11 protein-coding genes are annotated in these 11,620 nt (G+C 68.8%); 5 read left to right on the top strand and 6 right to left on the bottom strand.

Going from position 1 to position 11,620, the window contains the following annotated elements; genetic code table 11:
• The first annotated feature begins 171 nt into the window (after positions 1–171).
• The 3 genes from ACXJKM_RS29105 to ACXJKM_RS29095 are packed head-to-tail and all read left to right on the top strand — an operon-like array spanning position 172 to position 3,129.
• Positions 172–1,419 carry a CmpA/NrtA family ABC transporter substrate-binding protein gene (locus ACXJKM_RS29105; protein WP_457356541.1) on the top strand — a complete coding sequence of 416 codons (1,248 nt, stop codon included), beginning with the start codon at positions 172–174 and terminating at the stop codon, positions 1,417–1,419.
• A 2-nt stretch (positions 1,420–1,421) separates the two neighbouring features.
• A complete protein-coding gene (ntrB, locus tag ACXJKM_RS29100; RefSeq protein WP_457356540.1) occupies positions 1,422–2,327 on the top strand; it encodes a nitrate ABC transporter permease in 906 nt (301 codons plus the stop codon).
• Positions 2,328–2,331: 4 nt separating this feature from the next.
• The gene (locus ACXJKM_RS29095; protein ID WP_457356539.1) at positions 2,332–3,129 is read left to right on the top strand and encodes an ABC transporter ATP-binding protein; all 798 of its coding nucleotides are present in this window, start codon (positions 2,332–2,334) and stop codon (positions 3,127–3,129) included.
• Between the two features lie 662 nt (positions 3,130–3,791).
• Here the strand turns inward: ACXJKM_RS29095 and ACXJKM_RS29090 are convergent.
• Together ACXJKM_RS29090 and pdxR are read right to left on the bottom strand one after the other, a co-directional pair.
• Positions 3,792–4,586 (bottom strand): hypothetical protein, encoded by a 795-nt coding sequence (locus tag ACXJKM_RS29090; RefSeq protein WP_457356538.1) that lies wholly within the window; start codon positions 4,584–4,586, stop codon positions 3,792–3,794.
• A 74-nt stretch (positions 4,587–4,660) separates the two neighbouring features.
• Positions 4,661–6,106 (bottom strand): MocR-like pyridoxine biosynthesis transcription factor PdxR, encoded by a 1,446-nt coding sequence (gene pdxR, locus ACXJKM_RS29085; protein WP_457356537.1) that lies wholly within the window; start codon positions 6,104–6,106, stop codon positions 4,661–4,663.
• A gap of 76 nt (positions 6,107–6,182) precedes the next feature.
• On the opposite strand from pdxR, the gene ACXJKM_RS29080 reads away from it, so the two are divergent.
• Entirely contained in the window at positions 6,183–6,671 is a 489-nt protein-coding gene (locus tag ACXJKM_RS29080; RefSeq protein ID WP_457356536.1) for a cupin domain-containing protein, read from the top strand.
• Positions 6,672–6,675: 4 nt separating this feature from the next.
• Here the strand turns inward: ACXJKM_RS29080 and ACXJKM_RS29075 are convergent, their stop codons facing one another.
• Positions 6,676–7,419 (bottom strand): SDR family oxidoreductase, encoded by a 744-nt coding sequence (locus ACXJKM_RS29075; RefSeq protein ID WP_457356535.1) that lies wholly within the window; start codon positions 7,417–7,419, stop codon positions 6,676–6,678.
• Positions 7,420–7,516: 97 nt separating this feature from the next.
• Between ACXJKM_RS29075 and ACXJKM_RS29070 the strand changes: the two genes are divergently transcribed.
• A complete protein-coding gene (locus ACXJKM_RS29070) occupies positions 7,517–8,413 on the top strand; it encodes an AraC family transcriptional regulator (RefSeq protein WP_457356534.1) in 897 nt (298 codons plus the stop codon).
• Here the strand turns inward: ACXJKM_RS29070 and ACXJKM_RS29065 are convergent.
• The 3 genes from ACXJKM_RS29065 to ACXJKM_RS29055 all read right to left on the bottom strand — a co-directional run bounded on the left by ACXJKM_RS29065 (position 8,410) and on the right by ACXJKM_RS29055 (position 11,222).
• A complete protein-coding gene (locus ACXJKM_RS29065; RefSeq protein ID WP_457356533.1) occupies positions 8,410–9,537 on the bottom strand; it encodes an ATP-binding protein in 1,128 nt (375 codons plus the stop codon). The genes ACXJKM_RS29070 and ACXJKM_RS29065 overlap by 4 nt on opposite strands.
• On the bottom strand, positions 9,531–10,238 hold the full coding sequence (locus tag ACXJKM_RS29060) for a response regulator (RefSeq protein WP_457356532.1): 708 nt from the start codon (positions 10,236–10,238) through the stop codon (positions 9,531–9,533). The genes ACXJKM_RS29065 and ACXJKM_RS29060 overlap by 7 nt, the downstream gene beginning before the upstream one ends.
• A gap of 84 nt (positions 10,239–10,322) precedes the next feature.
• Positions 10,323–11,222, bottom strand: coding sequence for an intradiol ring-cleavage dioxygenase (locus tag ACXJKM_RS29055; RefSeq protein WP_457356531.1), 900 nt, complete (start codon positions 11,220–11,222; stop codon positions 10,323–10,325).
• Positions 11,223–11,620: the final 398 nt, after the last annotated feature.

Raw genomic sequence — 11,620 nt, 5'->3', positions numbered from 1 at the left:
ACCAATGCGAGGCCTGCAATGGCGCAGGCCTCTCGGGCCGGCCGGCTGATGAATCGGCCGGCACTTCGGGACAACGGCGTCCGACCTCTCCTTTGTCGCTCGCACTGCTCGTCGCGGTGCGGGCGATGCGTGGTCGCACGGCGTTGCGCCTTGCATGAACAGGAGCCCGTGATGACCGCCAGCGACAACTCGAACGCCACGCCCCACCTTCAGCGCCGCAGCCTGCTGGCCGCGGCTGCAGCCCTCCCCACCCTCGGCTTGGCCGGCGGTGCCTGGGCCCAGGGATCGGACAAGCCCGAGAAGGAGGAAGTGCGCATCGGCTTCATCCCGCTGACGGATTGCGCATCGGTCGTGATGGCAGCCGAGCTGGGCTTCGACAAGAAGTACGGCGTCAAGATCATCCCGACCAARGARGCCWSCTGGGCCGGYGTGCGCGACAAGCTCGTCAACGGCGARCTCGACATGGCCCATGTGCTCTACGGCCTCGTCTACGGCGTCCATCTGGGCACCAGCGGCCCCAAGAAGGACATGGCCGTGCTGATGAACCTGAACCACAACGGCCAGGCCTTCACGCTGTCCAAGGCGCTGGCCGACAAGGGCGCCGTCGACGGCCCGTCGCTGGCCAAGGTGATGGCGGCCAACCCGCGCGAATACACCTTCGCTGGCACCTTCCCGACCGGTACCCACGCGATGTGGATGCACTACTGGCTGGCCGCCGCGGGCATCAACCCGATGTCGGGCGCCAAGCTCATCACCGTGCCGCCGCCGCAGATGGTGGCCAATATGCGCGTGGGCAACATGGACGGCTTCTGCGTCGGCGAGCCCTGGAACCACCGCGCCATCATGGACGGCATCGGCATCACGGCCAACACGACGCAGGACCTCTGGAAGGACCATCCCGAGAAGGTGCTGGGCACCAGCGCCGACTTCGTCAAGAAGTACCCCAACACCACCCGTGCCGTCATGATGGCCGTGCTGGAGGCCAGCCGCTGGATCGACGCCAGCCTGTCCAACAAGCTGAAGATGGCCGAGACGGTGGCGCAGAAGGCCTACATCAACACCGGCGTCGACGCGATCAACCAGCGCATCCTGGGCCGCTACCAGAACGGCCTGGGCAAGACCTGGGACGACCCCAACCACATGAAGTTCTTCAACGACGGGACGGTGAACTACCCCTACCTGTCCGACGGCATGTGGTTCCTGACCCAGCACAAGCGCTGGGGCCTGCTCAAGTCCCACCCTGACTACCTGGCGGTGGCCCAGCAGGTCAACCAGACGGCGCTCTACAAGCAAGTGGCCAGCGCCATGGGCATCAACGTGCCCAAGAGTGACTTCCGCACCAGCAAGCTGATCGACGGCGTTGTCTGGGATGGCAAGGACCCGGCGAAGTACGCCGACGGCTTCAAGATCAAGGCTTAATCATGGTCTCCGCAGTCTTCCACTCCCCGGGCGAAGCCGTTGTGGCTTCTGCATCCACCACCACCGCCAGCGCCAGCCGCCCCGCGGTTGCCGCACCCGCCGAGATGCCCAAGCCTGCGCCGAAACGCACGCCCTACGACTGGCGTGCGCTGGCGATGCGCGTGCTGCCCCCCGTCCTCGGCATGGCCCTGCTCATTGGCCTTTGGGGCCTGGCCACCATGAAGGGCGGCAGCTTCCCCACCCCGGCGGCCACCTTCGATGCCGCCGTCCAGCTCTTCTCCGACCCGTTCTATCGCAAGGGCCCGAACGATCAGGGCATCGGCTGGAACATCCTGAACTCGCTGTCGCGTGTCGGCATGGGCTTCGGCCTGGCGGCTCTCGTCGGCATCCCGCTGGGTTTCATCATCGGCCGCTTCGAGTTCGCCAACCGCATGGTGTCGCCGCTGATCGCGCTGCTCAAGCCGGTGTCGCCGCTGGCCTGGCTGCCCATCGGCCTGCTGGTGTTCAAGAGCGCCAACCCGGCCGCGATCTGGACCATCTTCATCTGCTCGATCTGGCCCATGGTGGTGAACACAGCCGTCGGCGTGCAGCGCGTGCCGGTCGACTACCTCAACGTCGCCCGCGTGCTGCGCCTGTCCGAGTGGAAGGTCATCACGCGCATCCTGCTGCCCGCGGTGCTGCCCTATGTGCTGACGGGCGTGCGCCTGTCGGTCGGTACGGCCTGGCTGGTCATCGTCGCGGCCGAGATGCTGACCGGCGGCGTCGGCATCGGCTTCTGGGTCTGGGACGAGTGGAACAACCTCAACGTCGCCCACATCATCATCGCCATCTTCGTCATCGGTACCGTCGGGCTGCTGCTCGAATGGTTCCTGATGTCTCTTGCCAAGCACTTCACCTTCGAGGACTGATGCCATGAAGCCCTTCATCCAAGTGCAAGCCGCCGAGATGGTCTTCACCACCCGCAAGGGGCGCTTCCATGCGCTGCAGGACGTCAACCTCGACGTGCAGCGTGGCGAGTTCATCACGCTGATCGGCCACTCGGGCTGCGGCAAGTCGACGCTGCTGAACCTGATCGCCGGCCTGCTGGCGCCAACCTCGGGCGCGCTGATCTGCGACGGCCGCGAGATCGCCGCGCCGGGGCCCGAGCGTGCCGTCGTCTTCCAGAACCACTCGCTGCTGCCCTGGCTCTCCTGCCTGGACAACGTGCTGCTGGCGGTCGAGTCCGTCTTCAGTGGCAAGGAGAGCCCCGCCCAGCTCAAGGTGCGCGCCCGCGCCGCGCTGGAGCTGGTGGGCATGAGCCATGCGCTGCACAAGCGCCCGCATGAAATCTCGGGCGGCATGAAGCAGCGCGTCGGCATCGCCCGGGCCCTGGCCATGGAGCCCAAGGTGCTGCTGATGGACGAGCCCTTCGGTGCGCTGGACGCGCTGACCCGCGCCAAGCTGCAGGACGAACTGCTGAAGATCGTCGCGCGCACGCAGAGCACGGTGGTCATGGTCACGCACGACGTGGACGAGGCCGTGCTGCTGTCCGACCGCATCGTCATGATGACCAACGGGCCGGCGGCGACGATTGGCGAGATCCTGTCGGTGGGCATACCGCGGCCGCGGGTGCGGGTGGAGCTGGCGGAAGACGCTCGCTATGTGGCTGCACGCAAGGAGGTCATCGACTTCCTGTACACAAGGCATGCGCATGTGGAGCAGGCAGCTTGATGGCTTGATGGCTTGATGGCTGCGGGCGGGCTGCTTTTGCGCAGAGCGCGTCTGCTCGCTGCATTGCCGGGAGTCCGTCCCGGCGGCCGGGTAACTTTCTTCTGCGGGGCCAGAAGAAAGTCACCAAAGAAGAGGCCCTGAACCGCACACCATCGCGGCGCCGCCGTCAGCGGCGCGCGAAAACGCCCTCCGGCTTTGCGGGACGAAGCGTCCCGCTGCGCTCTCGCTGCTGTCACTGTCACCCGCACCATCCATCGCACCACCTGCCCGCTTAACGCGCGGCTGCACGCCGGGCTCACCACAAAACCAAATACAGCGTCGCTCGGGCGACGCGATCGCTGCGCAGCATCCACCTGGCGTCGCCCCAGCGACGCGGTATTCCCTGATGAGCCCGGCGTGCAGCCGGTGTTAACCGGCTTGAAGGCGCGATCGCTGGCGCTCTTCACAAGTCGTGTGCGAGAGCGCAGCGGTTCGCTTGTAGGCCCGGCGTTACTCCGAGCTTGCGAGCGCCTCGTCCCGCTCGGGTGCGGATTGCATTAGCGCTCCTCTTTTGGTGACTTTTCTCTGGCGCGTCAGAGAAAAGTTACCCGCCCTCGCGGGGCGGATTCCCGCGGCACTGCACGCGGGTCATGAGGACCGCGGCAAAAGCGGTCGAACAGCGCCTACGCCGCGACCAGGTCGAAGTAGCGCTCGAAGGACGCGTCCACCGCTTCGCGTCCGGCGCCGATGATGTTCAGGCCCCAGGTGAAACCGTAGACATCGTCGAACTGAACGCCGCGCAATCGCGCCTGCGTCTCCCTCACCAGACTGGGCCTGGCCGGCACATGGTTGGGCACGCTGTACATGAAGCTGACATGCCGCCGGTCCTGCGCCACATGCAGCGCATCACCCGCCAGCAACAGCGACTTTCCGCCACCAGACCAGTGCAGCACCGTGCTGCCCGGGAAGTGCCCCGGGCAACGCAACAGCGTCGCGCCGCGGCCCAGGTCCAGCGTGTCGCCGCGCCAAAACTCCACCCAGCGCGAACAGCGCGCCACCCACTCGCGGTCGTTCTCGTGCACGAAGATCGGCACGCCGCCCAACGCCTCGCTCCAGCGCACCATGGCCGAATAGAAGTGCGGGTGGGAGATCGCGATGCGCTCCACGCCACCGCGCCGCTTCAGCTCAGCCACTGCCTCTTCTGTGACAAGGGCCGTGCTCTCCCACAACACACCTGCCTCGGGCAGGTGCAGCGCCCGCTGCGGAATCGCGAAGCCCGGCGCGACACCGATGCCGAACAGCGTGTGATCCATCTCCAGCCGGTTGCGGTGGAGGGTGGCCAGTTCGTCATGTGTCGTCCAGGCCTGCCCTTGCCAGCCGACGTACTGACGCTCGTCGCTGCAGATGCGGCACAGCCCCGGCGGCTGGGCGCTGTCGTCGTGTTCGGTGCCGCAGGTGCGGCACATGAAGTGGGCCATGGTGTGCTCCGTGATTTGCCAGGCCTGCAGCCTAGGCAGCCCGGTCGTCCGGTCACAGAGCCAAGTTCAGCGATTCAGAGGGTGCCAAGCGCTTTTGCGAGGCGCCGCACGGCCTCGGGAATGCGCGCCGCCGTGACGCTGCCGTAGCCCAGCACCAGGCCAGACACGCCGCCCTCGCCGAGCGAATAGCGGCTCAGCGGCTCGACGCCGACGCCGGCGGCCCAGGCGCGACGCGTCAGCTCGTCGGCATCGACGCCGGGCAGCGCCACGGCCAGGTGCAGGCCCGCGACAGCGGGGAAGATGTCCACCCGATCGCCCATATGGCGCTTGAGCATCTGCTCCAGCACGCGGCGCCGCTCGGCGTACTCGGCGCGCATGCGGCGCACATGCCGCAGCAGATGGCCCTCGGCGATGAAGTCGGCCACGGCGGCCTGGGTCAGCGCCGGCGTGCCGAAACCGGCCGCATGCTTGGCTGCCACCAGCGCCTCGCGTGCCCAGGCGGGAGCGACGACATAGCCCAGGCGCAGCGCCGGCAGCATGCTCTTGGACAAGGTACCGACATAGAAGACGCGGCCATCGCGGTCCAGCGTCTTCAAGGCATCCAAGGGCCGCGACGTGAAGCGGAACTCGCCGTCGTAGTCGTCCTCGATGACGACGGCCTGGTGCCCGGCGGCCCAGTTCAGCAGGTCGCGCCGGCGCGGCAGCGACATCGCCATGCCCAGCGGCGCCTGGTGCGACGGCGTCACGCAGACGATGCGTGTCTCCGCCGGCAGGGCGCTCACGACCAGCCCTTCAGCGTCCAGCGGTATCGGCGCGAGCCTCGCCCCCGCAGCCAGCAGGGCCGCGCGCAGCGGCGGGTAGCCTGGGTTCTCGACAGCGGCCAGCGTCCGACCCGGCGTGACCAGCACGCGCGCGATCAGGTCGAAGGCCTGCTGCGCCCCGGCCGTGATGACCACGTCGTCCGCCGTGCAAGCCACCGCGCGGGACGACGACACATGGCCCGCGATGGCGGCCCGCAGCGCCGGCAGGCCCTGCGCCGGCGGGTAGCTTGCCGGCTCGCGCGCGGCGGCCTGCAGCGCGCGCGTCTGCAGGCGGCGCAGCACGTCAAAAGGAAAGCTCGCCGTGTCCGGCATGCCGGTCTTGAAGTGATAGGCCGGTGCCGGGCCGCTGGTGAACGCTGCCGGCCACCCGCCACTCTCGCCGCGCAGCCAGCGGCTGTCGGCCCAGGGCGCCACGCTGGCGCGGTCCGACACGCCCACCGCGGCCCGCGGCAGCTCGGCCACAAAGCTGCCGCCCGCGCCGCGCGACTCCAGCCAGCCCTCGGACGCCAGCAACTCATAGGCGGCCACCGCGGTGTTGCGTGACACGCCCACCTGCGCCGCCAGCTCGCGTGACGACGGCAGGCGCAGCCCAGGTGCAAGGCGCCCGCTGGCGATGGCGTCACGCAGCGCCGCATGCAGGCTGGCCAGGCGCGAACCGCGCGCGGCGAGCTGCAGATCGAGTTCCAGGCTTGGCTCCATGTCTTCTCTTCAATTTGGCTCTTTTGTGGAGCCATGCAAGCCGGCACTCTAGCGCCCTGCAACACAGGAGATTGCCATGAGCTCGATGACGACACCCTTCGACGGCCTGCAACCCCATGTCCGGCCCCATGTCGACGCAGCATTGCGGCGCGCCGGCCTGGACGCCTGGATCCCCGAAGGCCCGGGCAAGTGGTCGCTGCCGCTGCAATTCCTTGCCGATGGCGGCTGGGTGGAGCTGATGCGGCTCACGCCTGGAACGAAGTTGACGCTGCACCGCCACCACGGCGAGGTGCACGGCCTGAACCTGCAGGGCCAGCGCCGCCTGGACGACGGCCGCGTCATCGGCGCGGGCGACTATGTCTTCGAGCCCGTCGGCAATGTCGACAGCTGGGAGGCCGTCGGCGACGAGGTGCTGGTGCTGCATGTCGTCGTGCGTGGCGACGTGGACTACGTGGCGGCCGACGGCACGGTGCAACGGCACATCACGACGGCCGACGTGATCGCCGGCTACCGTGACTTCTGCGCGTCGCGCGGCCTGACGCCGCGCCTCACCGAGGCCGCGTGAGCCGTCAGGCCGCCAACGCCACCGCGTCGGCACCTGCGGGCACGCGCATCGGGCAGCTGGGGTCCGTGGCCGCGCGCCACACAGCCAGGGCCACATCGTGGGCATGCGTCACCTCGCCCGCAGGCTGCTCGCCCCAGTTGGCGAACACGCGCTCGGCCAGCTCCGCATAGGCCTCGGGAATGCTGCCCTGCATGCGCGAGCGCGCGTTCTCGGCGAAGCGGGTGGTGGGCGAGCGGCCCGGCAGCACGACGCAGGCGCGGATGCCGAAGGGATGCAGCTCCAACGCCAGCGACTCGGTGAAGGCATTCACCGCCGCCTTGCTCGCCGTGTAGACGGCCAGCAGCGGCAACGCCTTCAGCGTCACGCTGGACGTGACGTTGATGACGATGCCCGAGCGGCGCTGGCGCATCTGCGGCAACAGGGCTTGAGTCATCGCCATCGTGCCGAAGGTATTGGCCTCGAAGATCTCGCGTACCTGTGCCATCGGGATGCCTTCCAGCGCGCCCAGCAGGCCGATGCCGGCGTTGTTGACCAGCACGTCGACAGGACCCGCCGCGTCCACGCAGTAGCGGATGCTGGCGGCGTCGGTCACGTCCAGCGGCAGCACGCGCAGGCGTTCGCTGCGCGGCAGCAGATCGTCGCGCGGCGTGCGCATCGTCGCGATGACCTGCCAGCCCTGGTCGAGGAAGTGGCGCGCGGTTTCGAGGCCAAAGCCGGACGAGCAGCCGGTGATGAGCACGGTTTTCATGGGGAACTCCTGGGGGTTGGGGGATGCGCCACGATAGGGCGGCGCAGCAGGACTGCCTACAATCAAAAGTCCGCAAAACATTGGCAAACGTCCTGTCGTGACCGATCCCCTCGCCGAAGTCGTTGGTCTCCTGCAGCCCGGCGCACGCTTTTCCAAGGTGGTTGCCGGTGCGGGCGACTGGCGGGTGCGCCGCACGGACGCCGGCCTGCCTTTCTATGCCGTCGTGCTGGAAGGCGCGTGCCGCCTCACGGTCGACGGGCAACCGCCGCTGGACCTGCAAGCCGGCGACTTCGCCCTCGTGCCCGCAGCGCTGCCCTTCACGACCAGCAGCGCCGGCCCGGCGGCGGCGGACTTGCCCCTGACACTGCCCGAGCGGCTGGCGGACGGCAGCTACCGCGTCGGCAACGCGGACGTCCCGGCCGACGTGCGGCTGCTGGTGGGGCATTGCAGCTTCGGCTCGCCGGATGCGGCCCTGCTCGTCTCGCTGCTGCCCCAGCTGATGCATGTGCGCGGCGAGCCGCGGTTGACGGCGCTGGTGCGGCTGCTCATCGACGAAACCGGCGCCGAGCGGGCAGCGCGCGACGAGGTGCTGGCGCGGCTGCTGGAGGTGTTGCTCATCGAGGCCCTGCGCTGTGCGGCCGGCACCGCCGCGTCGCCGGGCCTGGTGCGCGGCCTGGCCGACGTGCGCCTGGCCGCCGCGCTGCGCCGATTGCACGAAGCACCGGGCCAGCCCTGGACCGTCGCCTCACTGGCCCGGGAGGCGGCGCTGTCGCGCTCGGCCTTCTTCGAACGCTTCAGCCGCGCGGTGGGCGTGGCACCGATGAGTTATCTGCTGGCCTGGCGCATGGCACTGGCGCGGCGGCTGTTGCGCGACGAGAGCCTGGGCGTGGCCGACGTGGCCGAGCGCGTCGGCTACAGCTCAGCCAGCACCTTCAGCGTGGCGTTCACGCGCCATGTGGGCCAGCCACCGGCGCGCTATGCGCGAGGCGCCTAGAAAACGACTTCCGCCCGCAACCCACCTTCTGGCCGGTTGCTGAGCACCAGCAATGCGCCCTGCCGGCGCACCAGTTGCTGAGCGATGTACAGGCCCAGCCCCGTGCCGCCGGTTTGGCGGTTGCGCGAGCCCTCGACGCGGCGGAAGGGCTGGCGCACGCGCTCCAGCTCGGCTTCCGGGATGCCGGGGCCGTTGTCTTCCACCACCAGCCGCGTCACACCGGCCGACAGGTCGACGCTGACCTCGGCCTGGCCGGCATAGCGCAGCGCATTGCCGACGAGGTTGTCGACCACGCGACGCAGGGCGACCGGATCGGCTCGCACGACAGCCGGCGGGCCGGTGAAGCTGACGGTGGCGCCCGTCTCGGCCAGGTCGTCGACAGCGGACTGGGCCAGGGCCGACAGATCGACGCGCTGGGCCTCGACCGCCTCGGCGGGACGGAACACCTCGATGACGCTCTCCACCAGCCGGTTCATCTCGCGGATGTCCTCCACGCAGCGCTCGCGCACGCCGGCTTCCACCTCGCCCGTCTCCAGCCGCAGCCGCATGCGGGTCAGCGGCGTGCGCAGGTCGTGGGAGATGGCCGCGATCATCAGGCCGCGTTCCTCGAACTGGCCGCTCAGCTCGGCCGCCATGCGGTTGAACACGGCGGCGGCGTCGCGCACCTCGCGGGTGCCGCCGGCCTCGTCGAGCGCGGGCGCCGGGCGGCCCTGGGCGAGCGCCGGCGTCAGCCCCTGCGCCGCGGCAACGAGACGGCGCACAGGCTGGGCCAGCCAGCGCGAACCCCACCAGGCCGCCAACGCGATGACGAGCAGGCGCACACCGTAATCCAGCAGGCTGGAGCGCCAGGGCAAGCTGGGCGGCAGCGACGGGAAGGTGGGCACGCGGGCGACGTGTTCACCGCGCGGTGGCGGGCCGGCGTCGTCAAAGCCACCAGCCGGCGGAGAAATCGGGCCTCTGTTGGCATGCATCGGGGGTGGCCCGGGGCGCCCGTCCATGCCCGGCCCGTGCAGCGTCTGCGCCACGAGGCTCCAAGCCGCCAGATGGCTCAGCGCCAACGCGGCCCACATCAAAAGGAACAGCCGCAGACCCAGGCGATCCCAGTCCTTCCATGGCTTCAGCACGGGCTCACCTCGGCATCAAAAAGATAGCCCTCGCCGCGCACGGTGCGGATCAGCGACGGCTCGCGCGCCGTGTCGCCGAGCTTGGCGCGCAGGCGCGACACGGCCAGGTCAATGCTGCGGTCGTTGACCTCGACGCCGGGTGCGCGGGTCAGCTCGATGAGCTGGTCACGGCTGAGCACGCGGCCCGGTCGCTGCACGAAGGCGCCGAGGAGCCGGAACTCGGCGCTGGAGAGGGCAATGCCGACGTCGTCGGCATTGATGAGCTGGCGCGTCATGCGGTCGAAGCGCCAGCGGCCGAAGCGCAGCAGGCGTGTGTCCTCGGCCAGGGTCTGGCCGCCCTTGTTGGCCCGCCTCACCAGGGCCTGCAAGCGCGCGACCAATTCGCGCGGCTCGAAGGGCTTGGCGAGGTAGTCGTCGGCGCCGAGCTCCAGGCCGACGACGCGGCTCATGGTGTCGCCGCGTGCGGTCAGCATCAGCACCGGCGGCGCATCGGCCCGCGTGGACAGCCAGCGCAGCAGCGCCAGGCCGTCTTCGCCGGGCAGCATCAGATCGAGCACGATGACATCGACCTGGTCGCTCGTCAGCTGCTGGCGCATGCCCCGTCCGTCGGCCGCCGCACTGACCCGCCAGCCAAAGCCTTCCAGATAGGCCGTCAGGCTGGTGCGGATCTCGGCGTCATCGTCGACAACGAGGCAATGCATGTCAGCCCCTCGTCCGGTGGGTACACCGACCGATCCCCCGAGGGGATGCGGCTCGGCTAGGGGCGGCCCGGCGCTCGATCCCACTCATGCGGCAATACCTACTTTCAAACGGGCCACATAACCGGCACTGACCGAGCCCGTCATCGTCGCGAGCTGCGTCGAATAACCGTCGCTGAAGATGCCGTCGCTGGACAGGCTGATGGCATTGTTGTTGGCCGCGCTGTTGCCATAGCCGCTGGTGGCGTAGACGGCGGTGTTCGAGTCCGACGGGAAGCACAGCTGCGAGGTACGCAGCTTGTTGTTCCAGTTGGTCGCCGTCGTCGTGCTGCGGTAGACCTCGAAGTGGATGTGGGGCACGCGGCCCGAGTAGCAGCCCGGGTAGATGGTCTGGAAGGTGGCCGTGCCGTCAGTGGCGGTGGCCTGCACGCCGCGAAGGTAGTTCTCGCCGGTCACGCCGCTGGAGTACATCGAATAGCGACCCAGCGCATCGCAATGCCAGAGGTAGATGGCGTAGCCGGACAAGTCGACGCAGGAGGCGTTGGTGTTCACAAGCTCGATGATGACCTGAAGCGGCACGCCTGTGGCTACGCCGCTGGCGCCGGCGATGCTGGCGCGGATGTCGCTGCGCACGATGCCCGACAGGGCCAGCGCGTTGGCGACGCTGCCGTTGGCGGTGTTGGATCCGTCGCCCGGGTAGGGGCCTTCGGTCTCGCTGGGAATGACGGAGCAGCTGCTGGTCGTTGTGCCGGAACTGCCGCCGGAGGAGCCCGATGAAGAAGAGGACGATGAGTCGCTCGTCGCGCTGCTGCCGCCACCGCCGCAACCGGTCAGCGCTATCGCGCCGGCGCCGGTGAGCGACATGGCGCCAGCGCCGAGCAGCCAGCGCAGCGCGGTGCGGCGCTCGAAGGCCTGCTGGTGCAGGCGGCTCAGGTCGTGGGCCAGGCCCAGGTCGTGGTCATGCTTGGCGTCGTGATCGTGGTGCATTGCGGCTCCTTCTGGTGTCGGATGGAGGCATTGCATCGCTCGGATGTATCGAGGGAATCGACAGATTGTGTCGGCGTGGACATACGGCCTTGAATGCTTTTGCGGAGAGCGTGTCCGCTCGRTGCATTGCCGGGAGTCCCGCCCGGCGGCGGGGTAACTTTCTTCTGCGGCGCTGTATAGACCGGGGACATAGGTAACGGGTGTGCCAGGACATGGGTAACGCTTTCGGGGTTTAGAAGCCCCGGAAGAAGCCCATGGTCTGGACGGAGAAGAGCACCGTGTCCCTGCGTGAAGAATTCGTGCACCTGGCCTGCCAGGACGGCGCCAACGTGCGCGCGTTGTGTCGCCAGTTCGGCATCAGCCCCAAGACCCGCCAGTTCGGCATCAGCCCCAAGACC

The organism is Roseateles sp. P5_D6 (assembly GCF_054049415.1).
The sequence above is the reverse complement of the archived record's forward strand: the minus strand, read 5'-3'. Positions and strand labels throughout refer to the sequence as shown.